Origin of the sequence: Streptomyces sp. yr375, assembly GCF_900110755.1 — a bacterium.
In the GTDB taxonomy this organism is placed as follows: domain Bacteria; phylum Actinomycetota; class Actinomycetes; order Streptomycetales; family Streptomycetaceae; genus Streptomyces.
This window is the reverse complement of sequence record NZ_FOFF01000040.1, coordinates 64,402-81,238: the sequence shown is the minus strand read 5'-3', so window position 1 is coordinate 81,238 and position 16,837 is coordinate 64,402. Positions and strand designations below refer to the sequence as shown.

Below are 16,837 nucleotides of genomic sequence, written 5' to 3'. Positions count from 1 at the left end.
GCCGCTGAGCCCGCGCCGGAAACGGAAGCCACGCCGGTCGCCGAAGCGACGGCCGAGCCCGTGGCCGAGGAGCCCGCACCGGAAGCCGCCACCGACTCCGTCGTCCCCGACGCCGAGCCCGAGGCAGCCGCAGAGGCAGTGGAGCCGAAGGCTGAGACGCCCGCGCCGGAAACGGCAGCGCTCACGGAGGCCGCAGCCGAGCCGGTGACCGAGGAAGCCGCGCCGGAAGCGGTGGAACCGGAATCCGAGCCGGTGGCCGCCGAGGAAGCGCCGCAGGTCGAAGCCGCTTCGGAGCCGACGGGCACCGTGGAGCAGGCTGAAACCACCCCGGAAGCCGAGCCCGAGGCCGAGCCCGTCGCCGTCGCCGTCGCCGTCGCCGAGGAGCCCGCTCCCGCATCGGCCACCGAACCGGAGCCCGCCCTCGCCCCCGTTCCCGCCCAGGCCACCGAGTCGGACCCCGCGCCCACCCCGGTGGCCACGGCTGAGCCGGCCGAGGCCACCCCCGTGGCTACGGCGGAGCCGAGCGAGCCCAGCCCCACGGCTGCCGCCCCCGTGGCTACGGCGCAGCCGGCCGACGACGCCCCCGTGGCTACGGCGCAGCCGGCCGACGACGCCCCCGTAGCTACGGCGCAGCCGAGCGAGGACGTCTCCGCCCCCGCATCCGACGCCACCCCCGTCACCATCCCCACCGCGGAGCCGGTCGTAGCCGCAGCCGCCGACGGCGAGGACGCCCCGCAGGGGCCACCCGCGGTCGACGACGAGAGCCGCACGGGTGGTGCGGGTGGGGACACTGGGGCCGAGGGCGGAGCCGAGGCGGTTGAGCGGCGCCCGGTGCCGGCAGGCCTCCGTTCTGCCTACCAGGCAGCCGCGAGTGTCCTGGAGAACACCCACCTCACCGGCACCCGTGCCCACGTCTACCTCGTACTCGACCGCTCAGCGTCCATGCGGCCGTACTACAAGGACGGCTCCGCACAAGCCCTCGCCGAGCAGACCCTCGCCCTCGCCGCCCACCTCGACCCCGAGAACACGACCGTCCACGTCGTCTTCTTCTCCACCGAGCTGGACGGCACCGGCGAGCTGACCCTCCCCGCGTACGAGAACAAGATCGACGACCTGCACGCCGGCCTCGGCCGTATGGGCCGTACGAGCTACCACGCCGCCGTGGACGCCGTACTCGCGCACTACGACGAGAACGCCACCCCCGGCGCCCCCGCCCTCGTCGTCTTCCAGACCGACGGCGCCCCGGACGCGAAGACCCCGGCCACCCAGTCCCTCACGGACGCCGCGAAGTCCCACACCTCGGTGTTCTTCTCGTTCGTCGGGTTCGGCGACCATGACAACAAGGCCTTCGACTACCTCCGCAAGCTGAAGACCGACAACACGGCCTTCTTCCACGCGGGCCCGACCCCCCTCGAGCTCACGGACGCGGAACTCTACGACGGCCTCCTGATCGACTGGCGCCCGTAACAACCAAACCCCTGTGCCGCCCGCTTCTCACCCCGTAAAACGGGAGGCGGGCGGCACACCCGTGTCGGCTACGATTTCAAGGTTCGCAAGACACAGAACACACCAGCAGCAGACCGACCTGGGAGCAGCCCCCCGATGGCTCGACACCTCATCACCAGCGCCCTTCCGTACATCAACGGAATCAAGCACCTGGGCAACATGGTGGGGTCCATGCTCCCGGCGGACGTGTACGCCCGCTACCTCCGCCAGCGCGGCCACGACGTCCTCTACATCTGCGCGACGGACGAGCACGGCACCCCGGCCGAACTGGCCGCGAAGGCGCAGGGCGTCCCCGTGGCCGAGTTCTGCGCGCAGGCCCACGACGCGCAGAAGGCGGTCTACGACGGCTTCGCGCTGGCCTTCGACTACTTCGGCCGCAGCTCCTCCCCCCAGAACCACGAGATCACCCAGCACTTCGCCCGCCGTCTCAACGAGAACGGCTTCATCGAAGAGCGCGCGATCCGCCAGGTCTACAGCCCCGCCGACGGCCGCTTCCTCCCGGACCGCTACGTCGAGGGCACCTGCCCCCACTGCGGCTACGACAAGGCCCGCGGCGACCAGTGCGAGAACTGCACCCGGGTGCTCGACCCCACCGACCTGATCGACCCCCGCAGCGCGATCTCCGGCTCCACCGACCTGGAGGTCCGCGAGACCAAGCACCTCTTCCTCCTCCAGTCGAAGCTTCAGCACGAGGTCGAGGAGTGGGTCTCCCGCCACGAGGCGGACTGGCCGCAGCTCGCCTCCTCCATCGCCCGCAAGTGGCTGACGGAGGGCCTGCACGACCGCGCGATCACCCGTGACCTGGACTGGGGCGTCCCGGTCCCGGCCGACACGTGGCCGGAGCTGGCGGCGGAGGGCAAGGTCTTCTACGTCTGGTTCGACGCCCCGATCGAGTACATCGGCGCGACGAAGGAGTGGTCGGACGCCGCCCCCGCCGGGGAGACGCGCGACTGGAAGTCCTGGTGGTACGAGAGCGACGCGACGGTCCGCTACACGGAGTTCATGGCGAAGGACAACGTCCCGTTCCACACGGTGATGTTCCCGGCCACCGAGCTCGGCGTGCGCGAGCCGTGGAAGAAGGTCGACTACGTCAAGGCCTTCAACTGGCTGACGTACTACGGCGGCAAGTTCTCCACGTCCCAGAAGCGCGGCGTCTTCACCGACCAGGCCCTCAGCATCCTCCCGGCCGACTACTGGCGCTACTTCCTGATCGCCAACGCCCCCGAGTCGGACGACTCGTCCTTCACCTGGGAGCACTTCACGGCGACGGTCAACAAGGACCTCGCCGACACCCTCGGCAACTTCGTCAACCGCGTCCTGTCCTTCTCCAGGAAGCGCTTCGGCGACGAGGTCCCGGCGGGCAGCGCGCCCGGCGAGGCGGAGACGAAGCTCGGCGAGCAGATCGCCGACCTGCTCGACGAGTACGAGCGGCAGATGGAGGCCCTCCAGTTCCGCAAGGCCGCGGCGGCGCTGCGCGCCCTGTGGTCCGCGGGCAACTCCTACCTGGAGGAGAAGGCCCCCTGGCTGGAGATCAAGACGGACCAGGAGGGCGCGGCCCTCACCCTGCGCACGGCGATGAACCTGATCCACCTCTACGCGGTGGTCTCGGAACCCTTCATCCCGACGACGGCGAAGACCATGCGCGAGGCGTTCGCCCTCACCGAGGACACGGCGACCTGGGTCACCGCTGACGAGGCGCGCGGCCTCGCCTCCGTCCCCGCCGGCACCCCCTTCACCGTCCCCCCGGTCCTCTTCGCCAAGATCACGGACGAGGACCTGGAGAGCTACAAGGACCGCTTCCAAGGAGAAGATGTAGAGGAAAAGGCGTAGGGATTCCCCCGGCTTCGGCATGTTCTTGCCAAGCCGTATGGTTTCCGCCATGGAGGTCCCCGAGGTCATCCCGATCGCCTACCAGCCGAAGCACCGCACCGAGTCCATCGGACGGTACGCGGACGGCCAGTTCCTCGCGTCGGTCACATACGCCTTCCCACAGGGTTTCCGCCTCGACGACGGCTGGGAGCAGCACAAACGCCTCTACACCGTGCTGCACACCTTCGACGCCGAGGGCCGCTACCGCGACTCGGACATCTGGTGTGCCGGCACGTGGGCCGAGCAGCAGCGCGACCCGCACGGCGAGCACTCGGTCCTCACCCGAGCCCGCGTCCGCATGGCGACCCTGCTGCGCAGCCTGCCTCGCCGCGCCTACACGGACATAGCGATCCGCCCCTTCCAACTCACCTACGAGAACGTCCAGTTCGGCCTGGTGATAAGGAAGGACGAGGAGGACGAGGGAGAAGGCGCGGGCGAGCAGTGGGCCGAGCTGTACCCCGACCGCCTCGCCTTCTCCCCACCGTGGGACGGCACTTACGACACCTGAGGGTCTGACGATCCGAAGGTCCGACGATCTGAGGGTCTGGCAGCCGTCCCACGGGCATAATCCACGAGCGCCGTTTCAACGGCAGTGGCGCGTGGGGCGGGGGAAACACGGTGGACTTCACATCCTGGGCCGACTGGATACGCGCCCTGCTGGGCGCGACGGTCGCGTACGTCCCGGCGATGGCGGTGTGGCGGCTGGTCGCGAGGGCGGCCGCCTTCCGCGATCCGCACCGGCACGCGGGACGCCGTATCGCCCTCGTGCCCCGCCGCGCCGTCCGCCCGCACACACCGGCCCTGCGCCGCCGCCTGAGCGCCGCGCTGGCGCTGCGCCGCTATCTGGGAGTGGCCGCCACGACACCGTCCGACCAACTCCTGCGCCGCCTGGTGGAGGCGGACCGCTCGGCACGCGTGCTGGCGGCGGGCCGCCGGGTGTGGAGCGTGACGGTGCCGCTCACCCTGCTGCTGTGCGGCCTCCTGCTCGGGACCTGGCTGATCGTCAGCGACTACTTCTACGACGGCCCGCTCACGCAACTGCCGTATCTGTACCACTACTTGGACTGGCTCCTGGGCCAGGACGGGTGGTACACCCCGGACGTCGAGGAGTGCGCGTCCTGGTCCCTGCTGACCGGGTGCGAGGCGGACCCCGGGCCCTGGTGGAGCGGCGTCGAGTGGGGTCCGCTCTTCGGGGTCGCCCTGGCGCTGCCGGTGGCCGCGTGGCGGATCCGGCGGGCGGCGCTGCGGAGTTTCGGCCTCTGGGCACGGCAGGAACCGCCCCTGCTCGCCTGCCTGGACGCGCTGACCGCCTGCCGCGACGCGTTGCGCCCGGCGCCCCCGGAAGCGACCGTCCTCGACCAGCGGGTGGCCGAACTGCGCGCCGCACTGCGGGACTTCGCCCGCGACGGGCTCCCCGTCGACACCGGCCGGCGGGCGGAGGCCGAGGAGCACACCGCGCGCGTCGCCGAGACCCTGGCGGAGGCGGCGGGGCAGGTCCTGCGCGACGGGACGGCCCCGGCCCTGCCCGCCCTCACCGCTTTGCTGGCCACCGTCCAGGACCGGCTGCACGCCTCCCGGTGGTTCGTCCTGCTGGACCCCGCCCAACTCGTCCCCGCGCCCGCCCCCGGCCCCGGCCCGGCAACCGCGCCCGCAACCGCCGCCTCCGCCGGCGACGCGAGCCGCTGGCAGCGCTACATGTGGGTCGCCACGGCGATGCCGACCGTTCCGGCGCTGCTGGCGCTCTCCTTCACCTACGTGACGATCACGCAGGCCAACGAGACGCTCGGGCTCAGCAGGCGCGAGCAGGTCGCCACCACCTACGGCGAGACCGTCGACCGGCTGGGCGACGACTCGATCAACGTCCGGGTCAGCAGCATCTACGCCCTCCAGCGCATCATGCGGGACTCCCCGAGCGAACAGCCCAGGATCGTCAAGATACTGAGCTCCTACGTCAGGGAACACGCGAAGATGCCCGTCAAGAAGACCGCCGACCGGCTGCGCAAGAACCAGAAGACCCGCCCCGCCGAGGACGTGGCCGCCGCCCTCGAGGTGCTGGGGTCTCGCACGCCGACGGTGGAGGGGGATCCGTACATCAACCTGCGCGAAACGTTCCTGGTGGGCGCCGACCTCTCCGCTCTGGACCTCTCCAACACCGACCTGCGGGACGCCGACCTGAGCCGGGCCGACCTGCGCAACGGCACCTACGAAAGCGTCTGGTTCGACAAGGCCCGTATGGAAGGGGCCATGCTGAGCTCCAGCGACTTCCTCAATTCCCTGTTCACCGACACCGACCTCACCGGCGCCTGGCTGGACGGGGCGCAGCTCACCGGCGTGTCCCTGACCGGCGCCAACCTGACGGGCGCGTACGCGATGAGCGCCGACGACGGAAACGCCACCCTCCTCGACGGGGCCGACCTGACCGGCGCGAACCTGACGCGGGCGGATCTCACGGACGCGTCCCTGGTGAGCGCCGACTTCGAGAAGGACGACACCCACCACGCCGCGATCGTCACGGACGCCGATTTCACCGACGCCGACCTCACCGACGCCCGGCTCGACGGCGTCGACCGCAGCGCGGCCGAGTGGAAGGGAGCCGTACTGCCCTGACCCGGCCGCGCGACAACGGGTTCCGCTACGACAGGACCCCGGCGCCCGTCGTCGTGGCCAGCGACGACGGCAGGTTCGTCGCGGACGTCTCCAGGCCCGCCGTCAGGGTCGGCGTCCAGTTGACGCTCGTCTTCAGGTCCTTGGACGAGACGGCGTTGTACGCGGCGACGACATCGGTGGCCTTGCCGTTGACGAGGTTGCCGCTGCTGCGGACCGAGCCGGTGCCGTCGCTGCTGATCAGCTTGTCGATCCTGCCGCCCGCCGGGACCTTCCAGTAGTTGTCCTCCGCGACGACCTGGGCCTTGGCGCGGGCGTTGATGCTGTACTGCGTCGCGTAGCCGTTGAGGGTCGTGACGTCGTAGTAGTTGTTGTAGATGTGCACCTGGCCGACGCGGGCCAGCGGGGCGCGCTGGACGACGCCCTTCCAGATGTTGTGGTGGATGGACACGCGCAGCTTGCCGCCGGGCTCGCTGTCGCTGCCGCCGACGAGCATCGTCTTGTCGTGGTTGGTGAACTGGTTGCGCGAGACGGTCACCAGGTCCGAGCTCTTGGTGATGTCGAGGGCGCCGTCGTGGATCTGGTACTCGCGGCCGTAGTACTTCGGGTTCGCCGTGTCGAAGTGGGCGGCGTCGGTGAACGTGTTGTGGTCCGCCCAGACATGGGTCGCGCCGCGCAGGGTGACCGAGTCGTACTTCGAGTTCCAGTTGCCGTCGTCGCCGTCGGTCGGGTCCCACTGCGGGAAGCAGTCCTCGGTGCCCGAGAAGTTCAGGTTGCGGACGATGACGTTGTCCACGCCCTGGATCTGGAGCATGCCGCCGGAGATCCCGGCGCCGGTGCCCGGCACGCCCACGACGGACGTGTTGGCCGGCACCTTGAAGACGACGGTCTTCGACTGCTTGACCTGCGCCGCGTCGCGGGCCTTCTCCTGGCTGCCGGAGGGCAGCTTCGACCTGCCGTAGGTGGCGGGGTCGTACGCCTTGAGGTACGACGCCAGCGAGTAGCCGGTGCCCGCCGCGTAGTCGGCGCAGGTCAGCTTCTTGCCGGCGTCGTTCGTGTTGGCGTCGATCGTGCCCTTGACCTTGATGATCCGGGGCGTCTTGTCGGACACCGAGCCCAGCGCCTTCACCAGTTGGGCGCGGGTGGAGACGGTGAAGGTGTGCGCGGCGTCGGCCTTGCTGCCGCCGGTCGTACCCGTGCCGGAGGAGGCCCAGCCGTCCTTGGCGGCGAGCGTCTGGTGGTAAAGATCGACGGTTCCGGCGTTCGCGTTCATCACGACGACCCCGGCGCCGACGCCCGCGGCCACGGCTGCCGCGGTGACGACGAGGACGCGGCGCGAGCGGAGGGACCGGCGGTGGGAGGGAGCTACCACGGTTCAGATCCTTACGGGAGGAGCGGGCTTACGCCCTGTCAGTGGTCGCCGCCGTCAAAAGAGTTGCCGCGCGCCACAATTTTTTCTCCAGCCCCAGGAGCCTGCTACGACTACCTCGTGGAACTTCTCCAACCCCACCTCCGGCCGCACCTCCGGCTGCTCGCCGAGGTCTTCGGCACGGCCCCGCCCACCGCCCCGTGGGCACTGGCAGGCGGCTACGCCCTCCAGGCCCACGGGCTGCTCCAACGCCCGCACGGCAACGTCGACTTGGCGACCGAGAGCGCGGAGCCGATGCCCCGGCTCGCCGAGACGCTGAGCACGACGCTCACCTCCGGCGGCCGCTTCGAGGCGGTGCTCCAGGACGCCGACCCGCTGTCGGCGCACCTGTCCGTGCGGGAGCGCGCCACGGGCACGACCCTCCGTCTGGCCCTGCACAAGGAAACCTTCTGGAGCCCGCCCGCCCCGACGTCGTACGGGCCGACGCTCGGCCTCCCGGACGCGGTGGGTACGAGGATCCGGGCGCTGTACGACCGCGGGCTGGCCGTCGACCTGATCGACGCACGGGCGGCGGCCACCCGCTTCACCCACCCCGACCTGGAGGAACTGGCCCGCCGCCACACCCGCGACGACTTCGACCTGCCCACCCTCCAGACCCGGCTGACGGGCACGGACCACTACCCGGACACGGCGTTCACGGAGTACGGCCTGACCGAACCCGACATCGCCGCACTGCGCACATGGGCCCAGTCCTGGTCGACGGACATCGCCGAACGACTGCTGGAGGAGGGCGCGTCACCGGACGAACCGTCCTAGCCCGCCAAGGCTTCCAGCCGGCCGACGCTGCTAGCTGGCGGAGGCAGACGCCGACGCGGACGCGCCCGGCTGGACGGCGTCGTCGGTGCCCTCGTGGGTCGCGTCGGGCTCGACGCCCATGGTGATGGAGCCCACGACGCCCTTGGCGATGTTCTTCTTGTTGTACTTCAACTGGAGCAGACCGCCCTGGACACCGCTCTGGTCGTAGATGGTGTCCTCGGTGAGCGTGGTGCGCTCGGTGGTGCTGGTGGAGTACGGCGCCACCGCGGCGGAGGCGAGCACGGACTCCTCGTCGAAGAAGAACTGGCCGGTGTGGCAGGTGTTGCCGCCCTCGTAACCGGCGTCGGTCCACTCACCGTTGACATGCACCTTGGTGTGGATGTGGACGCAACGGCCCCGGTACCAGCCCGGGAAGATCGTCTTGAAGGTGACGCGCCCCTGCTTGTCGGTCTTCCAGGTGCCGCGCAGGTACCGCTTGTCGTCGGTGGGCTCCTCGTGCCCGCCACCGCCGCCACCGGCCGGCGGCTCACCGGTCGGCGTACCGGTCGGCACGTCGGTGGGCGTACCGGTCGGCGTACCGGAGGGCGCGTCGGTCGGAGCGCCGCCGCCTCCCGTGGAGCTGCTCTCGTAACCGGAGTAGAGGCCGAGGGCGTCGCAGTGCCAGACGTCGACGGCGGCGTTCGCGATCGGCTTGCAGGTCTCGGAGTCGATCACCTTGAGGGCGAGGGTGAAGGGGATGCCCTCCTTGTCCTCGGTGATGTCCTGGCGGAGCTTGTCCGCGTCGATGTAGTACGGGCCTTCGGTGGTCTCGGAGGTCAGCTTGTAACAGACCTCGCCGGCCGACGCACTGGCCTTCGCGCCCTTGGCGCCCTTGCCCGGCTTGCTCTCCCCGGCGAACGCCCCGGCGGCGAGCGCCCCGCCCGCCCCCACGGCGACGGCCGCACCCGCTCCGGCGACGACGACCTTCCGGCGCGTCAGACTCCGCTTGTGCCGGGGCCCCTGCGGCTCGGTCCCGCCGACGTGCTGCTCGTCCTGGCTGTTGTCGTTGTTCTCGATGTTTCCCGTCATGGCCGCGAAGTTAGGAGACCGCGCTGTCAGAGAGGTGGGAACGACCTGTGGAATTCCAAGGCCAGGCAAAAAGAAACCAGGGACGAGGGTCTGTTTTCAGCCTACTTATGGTAAAGGTGCCGGTGAGCCTTGCCTCACCTGGAGGGGGTGAGGGTAAGGACGGGGGCCGCCGGGGCCGGGGCTGGGGGCGGGGTCGAGTCCAGGCCCAGTGCCGTGCGCGCCACGCGTAGATGCTCCAGCCCCTCCTTCGCCACCCGCGCCACCTCCCCGTACTCCGCCGCCGTCCGCGCCTCCCCCTGGTCACCTACACCCACGCCACGCACTGGGACCCCACCGACCTGTTCCGCGTCGAGCGCTACCCCAGGCTGCGCTGGGCCGACCTCGGTAACCTGCTCGCCGCCGACCGGGTGCTGCTGGTCAGCGAGTACCTGCACCGGACCCTGCTGACCTCGGTCACCGAGGCCGGCCCGGTCGCCGCGCGGGAACTGTCCGCCCGGCTGCGTCCCGTCGGCCTGCCGCTCGACCTGGACCGCATCGACGCCGCCCGCCCGCCCGGCCTCGACGGCACCGGCCGCCACGCGCGGGACGGCGACGCCGTGACCGTCGTCTTCAACCACGCCCCCATCCCCGCGAAACGGCCGGAACTCTTCGTCGCCGCCGACGACGAGGTGCTGCGCCGCACCTCCGCGCGCATCGTCGTCACCCGGCACTTCCCCGCCGACGCACCGGCCGGCCCGGCCCTGCGGGAGCTCGCCCGGCGGTACCCCGGCCGGGTCACGCTGGGCGAGGACCTCCCGCTCGACGACTACTTCCGCACCCTGTGGCGGTCCGACATACAGGTCAGCACCGCCCTCCACGAGAGCCTGGGCGTGGCGACCCTGGAGGCCATGGCCACCGGAACCTGCCCGCTGCTGCCCGCGACCGGCGCCTACCCCGAGATCGCCGACGGCGACCCCGACGTGCTCTACGACCGTCCCGAGGACGTCGCCGACCGGCTCTGCGCCCTCGTCGCGAACCCCGCCCGACGCCGGCGCACCGCCCACCGCCACAGCGCGCGGACACGTGCGACGTACGCGCCGGAACGGGTGGCGGGGGCGGTGCGCAAGGTACTGGCGGAGGTACTGGCGGAGGTCGTGGGGGCGGGGGTGGGGACAGGTCCGGGTTCGACGGGGGAGAGCCCCGGCTGAGCCGGCTACGCCGAAGGGGACGCGGACGCCGACGTGGTGGGCTGGGGCGGGGGTGCGCCCTGGCCGTCCTCCGTCGCCTGCGGGTCGACGCCGACCGTGAGGGACCCGCGCACGCCCTTGCCGATGCGCCGCTTGTCGTAGCGGAGTTTCAGCAGGCCGCCCTGGGTGCCGCTCTGGTCGTAGATCGTGTCCTCGGTGAGCGTCGTGCGCTCGGCGGCGTTGCTCGCGTACGGCTCCACCGCCGCCGACGCGAGGACGGACTCCTCGTCGAAGAAGAACTGGCCGGTGTGGCAGGCGTGCCCGCCCTCGTAACCGGCGTCGGTCCACTCGCCGTCCACGTGCACCTTGACGTGGATGTGGACGCAACGGCCCCGGTACCAGCCCGGGAAGACGGTCCGGAAGGCGACATGGCCGGCGCGGTCCGTGCCCCAGGTGCCGCGCAGGTAGCGGGTGTCGTCCGTGGGCTCCTGGTGGCCGCCGCCCGGGGGCGGGCCGGTCGGCGCGTCCGTGGGCGCGTCGGTCGGAGGCGCGCCGGTGGGCGCGGGACCGCCGCCGCCGTTGCCCATGTCCTCGTAGCCCGAGTACACGCCCACCGCGTCGCAGTGCCAGATGTCCACGGCGGCGTTGCGGATCGGCTTGCAGGTCTCCGAGTCGATCACCTTCAGGTCGAGGAGGAGCGGGATGCCCTCCCGGTCCTCCGTGATGTCCTGGCGGATCTTGTCGGCGTCGATGTAGTAGGGGCCCTCGACGGTCTCCGAGGTCAGCCGGTAGCAGACCTCGGCTTCGCCTCGCGCCGAGGTCGCCGACGGCGTGGCTCTGCCGTCCCGCGTGGCGGCGTTCGCCGCGAACGCCGTGCCGCCGAGACCGGCCACCGCGAGCGCGCCCGCACCGACGACCACGACCTTGCGGCGGGTCAGTTCCCCTGATTCCTGGGTGACATGGGATTCCTGTGGCTGTTGATTCGCTGTCATGCCGCCGGAAGTTAGATAGGAAGGCTGTCAGCGAGCTGAGAAAACAGCGATCTTTTCCACGGGCATGCGAAAGGGACCTGAAATCGACGTCGACTTCAGGTCCCTTTACGAAAAGCCACTTCTCAAGGCTTGCCTTACTCGCCTTGCTTGCCTTACTTACGGCTGTAGCTACAGCTACGGCTTGGCCTTACTTCGGCTGCGGCTTGCGCACCGAGAGGTGCAGTTCCCGCAGCCGGGCCTCCTCCAGCTCCGTCGGCGCGCCCATCATCAGGTCCTGGGCGTTGCCGTTGAGCGGGAAGGCGATGGTCTCGCGGATGTTCGGCTCGTCGGCCAGCAGCATGACGATGCGGTCGACACCCGGCGCGATACCGCCGTGCGGCGGGGCCCCGAGGCGGAACGCGCGCAGCATGCCGGCGAACTTCTCCTCGACCGTCTCCCGGTCGTAGCCCGCGATCTCGAACGCCTTGAGCATGATCTCCGGCTCGTGGTTCCGGATCGCGCCCGACGACAGCTCGACACCGTTGCAGACGATGTCGTACTGCCAGCCCAGAATGTCCAGCGGGTCCTGCGTCTCCAGGGCCTCGAGCCCGCCCTGCGGCATGGAGAACGGGTTGTGCGAGAAGTCGATCGCGCCGGTCTCCTCGTCCTTCTCGTACATCGGGAAGTCGACGATCCAGCAGAACCGGAAAACGCCCTCCTCGAAGTGCCCGGCACGCTTGGCGGCCTCGACCCGCACCGCACCCATGATCTTCGAGACCTCGTCGAACTCGCCCGCGCCGAAGAACACGGCGTGACCGGCGGCCAGCGACAGCCGCTTGGTCAGCTCGGCGACGTTCTCCTCGGTCAGGAACTTCGCGATCGGACCGGACAGCGAACCGTCCTCGGCCACCCGCACCCAGGCCAGACCCTTCGCACCCTGCGAGACCGCGAAGTCACCGAGCTGGTCGAAGAACTTCCGGGGCTGCGACGCGACGTCCGGCACGGCCAGCGCGCGCACGTGCTTGCCCGCGAACGCCTTGAACTCCGAGCCCTCGAAGACATCGGTGATGTCGACGAGCTCGAGCCGGGCGCGCAGGTCCGGCTTGTCAGAGCCGTACTTCAGCATCGACTCGCGGAACGGGATCCGCGGGAACGGCGAGGTGACATGCCGCCCGCCGCCGAACTCCTCGAACAGCTCCGTCATGAGCTTCTCGATCGGCTGGAAGATGTCCTCCTGCTCGACGAAGCTCATCTCGACGTCGAGCTGGTAGAACTCGCCCGGCGAACGGTCCGCGCGCGCGTCCTCGTCACGGAAACAGGGCGCGATCTGGAAGTAGCGGTCGAAGCCCGAGATCATCAGCAACTGCTTGAACTGCTGCGGGGCCTGCGGCAGCGCGTAGAAGCGGCCCGCGTGCAGCCGGGACGGGACGACGAAGTCACGGGCGCCCTCGGGAGAGGTCGCGGACAGGATCGGCGTCGCCATCTCGTTGAAGCCCAGCGCCGTCATCTTGTGCCGCATCGCCGAGATGACCGACGTACGCAGCATGATGTTGCGGTGCATGCGCTCGCGGCGCAGGTCCAGGAAGCGGTACTCCAGACGCCGTTCCTCGTTGACCCCGTCCTCGGTGTTGATCGTGAACGGCAGCGGCGCGGCAGCGCCCAGCAGCTCGACCTCACCGACCTCGACCTCGATCTCACCGGTCGGCAGGTCCGCGTTGACGTTGTCCGCACCGCGCGAGACGACCTGGCCGTCGACCCGGACCGTCGACTCCTTGGTCACCTTGTCGAGCGCCTCGTACGCGGGCGTGCCCGGACGGGCCACGAGCTGCGTGATGCCGTAGTGGTCGCGCAGATCGATGAAGAGGATGCCGCCCAGGTCGCGCCGATTGTGCAGCCAGCCGCTCAGCCGGACGTCGGTGCCGACGTCAGAGGCGCGGAGCTCGCCGCAGGTGTGGGACCTGTACCGATGCATCGTCGTTCATCCAGTCTTCGCGGATCGGGGGGCACGTTTCACGTGAAACAGGCCATGTTTCACGTGAAACAACCCCCAGCGTACCGGGCAGTCACTGATCACCTCCCCTCCATACAGGTCCGGCGATCAGTGGCACTTCTCGATCGCTTCTTCTTAAAGTGGGGCAATGCGCACTGGCGAGCCGTTGCCCGCCGTGGGGGAGGTTCTCGTCGCCCTCGCGACCGGCCTGTGGCACTGGGACACCGCCACCGGGCTGGTCACGGTCGACGCCGAGGCCGCCCGGCTGCTCGGGCTGCCCCGGCAGGAGACGGTCCTCACGGAGGCCCAGACCCGCGCCCGCCTGCACCCCGTCGACTGGAACGAGATCACCGGGGTGATCCAGCTCGCCGTGGCCGAGGACACCCTCGCCGAGGTACGCATCCGGATCATGGACGACCGGGGGCGCGTCGTCCGCGTCGTCCGCAGCCGCTCCAAGCCGTCCTTCGACCCGGTGAAGAAGGCGTACGAGCTCATCGGCACCCTCCAGGAGGTCACCGAGCCTGCGCCGGGCACCCCGGCCGGCCGGACCGCCGTCACCGGTGACTGGCGGCGCTCACGGGAGGCGTTCCTGCTGGACGCGGGCCGGGCGCTGGCGGAGGCGCGGTCCACTGAGGAGGTGCTGCGGGTCGCGGCGGGCCTGTCGATGCCGGGCTTCTCCCCGGACGGGCTGGCCGTCTTCGGCGTCACGGGCGACCGGCTGACGATCATCGGCCACCACGGCCAGGAGCCCGGCGACGAGGGCCCCTTCGCGCAGATGTCCATCCATACGGACTATCCGGCCGCCGAAGTCGTACGCACCGGCCGGGCCGTCTATCTGTCGTCCCCCGAGAAGTACAAGGAGCGCTACCCGCTCACCTGGCCGCTCGCCTCCCACTTCGGCCGCCAGTCGTGGGCGTTCCTGCCGCTGACGGTGGCCGGCCGCACGATGGGCGCCTGGATGGCCGGCTTCGCGTACCCGGTCGCGTTCACCCCGGACGAGCGGTCCGTGCTGACGACGGTCGCGAGGATGCTCGCCCAGGCCCTGACCCGCGCGGGCGCGGCGGAGACCCAGCGCGAGCTGACCGACGGCCTGCAACGCTCCATGCTCCCCACGCTCGGCCCCGAGATACCGGGCATGACCCTCGCCGCCCGCTACATACCGACCGGCGGCGGTCTCCAGGTCGGCGGCGACTGGTACGACATGATCCCGCTGCCCAGCGGTGGGTTCGCGCTGGTCATCGGGGACGTCCAGGGCCATGACGTGCGCGCCGCGGGTCTCATGGGGCAACTGCGCATCGCGCTGCGGGCGTACGCCGCCGAGGGCCACCGCCCCGACGCCGTCCTGTCCCGCGCCTCCGGCTTCTTCCACGGCATCAACCACGCCGACGACGGCGAGGACCCCGACCTGCGCTTCGCGACCTGCCTGTACATCGAGGTCGACCCGGTGACCGGGGTCCTGGAGACGGCGCGGGCCGGCCATCTCGACCCGGCGATCAGGATGGCCGACGGCACGGTCCTGGTCCGCGCCACGGCCGGCGGACTCCCGCTCGGCATCGACCCGGACGCCGACTACCCCACCACCCGGCTCGCCCTGGAACCCGGCGAGGCGGTGCTGCTGTGCACCGACGGCCTGCTGGAGACCGGCGGCCACGACCTCGACACCGGCTGGCGGCGCGTCCGCAAGATCCTGGAGGCGCACGAGGGCGACCTGGAGGAGCTGGCCGACGCCCTGGTCCAGGCGGTGCACGGCCCCTCCTCCCACCACACCACGGGCCCCCTGTCGGACCGCCGCGAGGACGACATCGCCGTACTGCTCCTGTGCCGCCAGGGCGCGGGCGGCTGCGGTCCCGGTACGGAGGATGCCGCGGGCACGACCGTCCCCATCCGGCGGCCGGTGCGCCGCTCGATGCTGACGGTCGCGCAGGCCGAGCCCGAGCGGATCGCCGTGGCCCGGCAGCAACTGCGCGAGCTGCTGCACGACTGGACCTGCGCCGACCAGGTCGACTCGGCGGTCCTGCTCGTCTCCGAGACCCTGACCAACGTCCTCGTCCACACCGACGCCGACGCGCTGCTCGTCGCCGAGGTCACCGGCGCGCCGGGCGAGCGCCGGATCCGCATCGAGGTCACCGACACCAGCGACGACCTCCCCCACAAACGCCGCCCCGGCGAACTCGCCTCCTCCGGCCGCGGCCTCGTCCTCATCGAACTCCTCGCGGACACCTGGGGGGTGGCACCGCGAGGCGAGGGCAAGAGCATCTGGTTCGAGCTCTACGAGCCCGGCGAGCCCGGCGAGCCCGGCGAGCCGGGGGATTCCGGGGGCCCGGCCGGGGCGTAGCGCTCCCGCAGCTCGTACGCCACCCCGAAGGCGGCGGCCGTGACCGGCACGGCGAGCAGCATGCCCAGCACGCCGGCCACGGACGCCCCGGCGGTGATGGCGACCATCACCACCGCCGGATGCATCTGCACGGTCCGGCTCTGGATCACCGGTTGCAGCACATGCCCCTCCAGCACCTGCACGGCGAGCACCACCCCGAGCACCCACAGCCCGATGACGGCCCCCCGCTCGGCGAGCGCCACCAGCACGGCGACGGCCCCGGACACGAAGGCCCCGAGATAGGGGATGTACGCGCCGACGAAGACGAGCGCGCCGAGCCCGACAGCACCGGGCACCCGCAGGACGAGCAGTCCGACGGTGATGCAGACGGCGTCGATGAAGGCGATGAAGGTGGTACCGCGCATGAACCCCTCGACGGCCCGAAACGCCCGCCGGGCCATGGCCTCCAGGGTGTCGGCGCTCCCGCCCGGAGCGACGGAACGCAGCACGCCGACGGCCCGATACGAGTCCCGGAGAAAGAAGAAGACGAGAAACAGCGCGAGCACGGCCATGGCGACGCTCTCGCCGACGACACTCACCCCGCTGATCACATTGGAGGCAGCCGTCCCCCCGAACTTGGTCAGCAGCTCCTTCGCGTTGGAGGCGAGGTCGTCGAGCGAGGTCCCGGCGGCCCCGAAGTGCCCGGAAAGATCCTGCCCCGCGTCCTTGAGCGAGGACACGATCTGATCCCCGGTGTCGATCAACGCGGCGACGACGATATAGACGGCCCCGCCCACCACGGCGACCACGGCGACACAGGTGAGCCCGGCCGACACCGCCCGGGGCACCCCCGCCTCGACGAGCCGCCGGTGCAACGGCCCGAGCAACGCGGTCCCGAGCAACGCGAGCAACACGGGCGTGACAGCCGTCCGCAACTCGGAACAGAGCCGGATCCCCACAAACCCGACCCCACAGACAAGCAGCACGACAACACACCAGGCGGCGAACCGCCGCACGGGCAGGGGGAGCAGGTGCACCCCTCCAGCGGACCACGGGGCCCCACACCTGTCCCGCCCGGACGGTCCACCCGGGTGACGCCCCGTCACCCGAGCACAGAAATCGATACGTCTGTCCCCAAAAAAAGGATGAACATCCTTGCTACGG

General features: G+C 70.7%; 12 protein-coding genes. 7 read left to right on the top strand and 5 right to left on the bottom strand.

Features of this window, described 5'->3' with window-relative positions; all coding sequences use genetic code 11:
* The 4 genes from BMZ82_RS39835 to BMZ82_RS29765 all read left to right on the top strand — a co-directional run.
* Nucleotides 1-1,467, top strand: a 1,467-nt coding sequence (locus tag BMZ82_RS39835; protein WP_107487697.1) for a VWA domain-containing protein, incomplete at its 5' end; no start/stop codon positions are given.
* 135 nt (nt 1,468-1,602) lie between these two features.
* A complete protein-coding gene (gene metG / locus BMZ82_RS29775) occupies nt 1,603-3,336 on the top strand; it encodes a methionine--tRNA ligase (RefSeq protein WP_093780500.1) in 1,734 nt (577 codons plus the stop codon).
* A gap of 49 nt (nt 3,337-3,385) precedes the next feature.
* Nucleotides 3,386-3,883 carry a hypothetical protein gene (locus BMZ82_RS29770; RefSeq protein WP_093780499.1) on the top strand — a complete coding sequence of 166 codons (498 nt, stop codon included), beginning with the start codon at nt 3,386-3,388 and terminating at the stop codon, nt 3,881-3,883.
* A gap of 110 nt (nt 3,884-3,993) precedes the next feature.
* Nucleotides 3,994-5,982, top strand: a complete 1,989-nt coding sequence (locus tag BMZ82_RS29765) for a pentapeptide repeat-containing protein (RefSeq protein ID WP_093780498.1) — start codon at nt 3,994-3,996, stop codon at nt 5,980-5,982.
* Nucleotides 5,983-6,007: 25 nt separating this feature from the next.
* Here BMZ82_RS29765 and BMZ82_RS29760 read toward each other — a convergent pair whose 3' ends face one another.
* Entirely contained in the window at nt 6,008-7,351 is a 1,344-nt protein-coding gene (locus tag BMZ82_RS29760) for a pectate lyase family protein (RefSeq protein WP_093780497.1), read from the bottom strand.
* 117 nt (nt 7,352-7,468) lie between these two features.
* Here BMZ82_RS29760 and BMZ82_RS29755 point away from each other — a divergent pair, with 117 nt between their 5' ends.
* On the top strand, nt 7,469-8,164 hold the full coding sequence (locus BMZ82_RS29755) for a hypothetical protein (protein ID WP_093780496.1): 696 nt from the start codon (nt 7,469-7,471) through the stop codon (nt 8,162-8,164).
* A 30-nt stretch (nt 8,165-8,194) separates the two neighbouring features.
* Here the strand turns inward: BMZ82_RS29755 and BMZ82_RS29750 are convergent, their stop codons facing one another.
* The gene (locus BMZ82_RS29750; RefSeq protein WP_256252181.1) at nt 8,195-9,232 is read right to left on the bottom strand and encodes a dioxygenase family protein; all 1,038 of its coding nucleotides are present in this window, start codon (nt 9,230-9,232) and stop codon (nt 8,195-8,197) included.
* 230 nt (nt 9,233-9,462) lie between these two features.
* On the opposite strand from BMZ82_RS29750, the gene BMZ82_RS29745 reads away from it, so the two are divergent.
* Entirely contained in the window at nt 9,463-10,419 is a 957-nt protein-coding gene (locus BMZ82_RS29745) for a glycosyltransferase family protein (protein WP_093780495.1), read from the top strand.
* Nucleotides 10,420-10,424: 5 nt separating this feature from the next.
* Here BMZ82_RS29745 and BMZ82_RS29740 read toward each other — a convergent pair whose 3' ends face one another.
* Together BMZ82_RS29740 and aspS are read right to left on the bottom strand one after the other, a co-directional pair.
* Nucleotides 10,425-11,390 carry an intradiol ring-cleavage dioxygenase gene (locus tag BMZ82_RS29740; RefSeq protein ID WP_093780494.1) on the bottom strand — a complete coding sequence of 322 codons (966 nt, stop codon included), beginning with the start codon at nt 11,388-11,390 and terminating at the stop codon, nt 10,425-10,427.
* A gap of 187 nt (nt 11,391-11,577) precedes the next feature.
* Nucleotides 11,578-13,341, bottom strand: coding sequence for an aspartate--tRNA ligase (gene aspS / locus BMZ82_RS29735; protein WP_093780493.1), 1,764 nt, complete (start codon nt 13,339-13,341; stop codon nt 11,578-11,580).
* 166 nt (nt 13,342-13,507) lie between these two features.
* Here aspS and BMZ82_RS29730 point away from each other — a divergent pair, with 166 nt between their 5' ends.
* Nucleotides 13,508-15,694 (top strand): ATP-binding SpoIIE family protein phosphatase, encoded by a 2,187-nt coding sequence (locus BMZ82_RS29730; RefSeq protein WP_093780492.1) that lies wholly within the window; start codon nt 13,508-13,510, stop codon nt 15,692-15,694.
* Here BMZ82_RS29730 and BMZ82_RS29725 read toward each other — a convergent pair.
* Entirely contained in the window at nt 15,628-16,710 is a 1,083-nt protein-coding gene (locus BMZ82_RS29725) for an AI-2E family transporter (RefSeq protein ID WP_093780491.1), read from the bottom strand. The two genes, BMZ82_RS29730 and BMZ82_RS29725, sit on opposite strands and share 67 nt — an antisense overlap.
* Nucleotides 16,711-16,837: the final 127 nt, after the last annotated feature.

What these genes read in the sequence shown, in the direction of transcription:
- BMZ82_RS29770 (WP_093780499.1), top strand. Translation starts at nt 3,386, where the DNA reads ATGGAGGTCCCCGAGGTCATCCCGATCGCCTACCAGCCGAAGCACCGC.
- aspS (WP_093780493.1), bottom strand. Translation starts at nt 13,341, where the DNA reads ATGCATCGGTACAGGTCCCACACCTGCGGCGAGCTCCGCGCCTCTGAC.
- BMZ82_RS29745 (WP_093780495.1), top strand. Translation starts at nt 9,463, where the DNA reads ATGCTCCAGCCCCTCCTTCGCCACCCGCGCCACCTCCCCGTACTCCGC.
- metG (WP_093780500.1), top strand. Translation starts at nt 1,603, where the DNA reads ATGGCTCGACACCTCATCACCAGCGCCCTTCCGTACATCAACGGAATC.
- BMZ82_RS29740 (WP_093780494.1), bottom strand. Translation starts at nt 11,390, where the DNA reads ATGACAGCGAATCAACAGCCACAGGAATCCCATGTCACCCAGGAATCA.
- BMZ82_RS29730 (WP_093780492.1), top strand. Translation starts at nt 13,508, where the DNA reads ATGCGCACTGGCGAGCCGTTGCCCGCCGTGGGGGAGGTTCTCGTCGCC.
- BMZ82_RS29750 (WP_256252181.1), bottom strand. Translation starts at nt 9,232, where the DNA reads ATGACGGGAAACATCGAGAACAACGACAACAGCCAGGACGAGCAGCAC.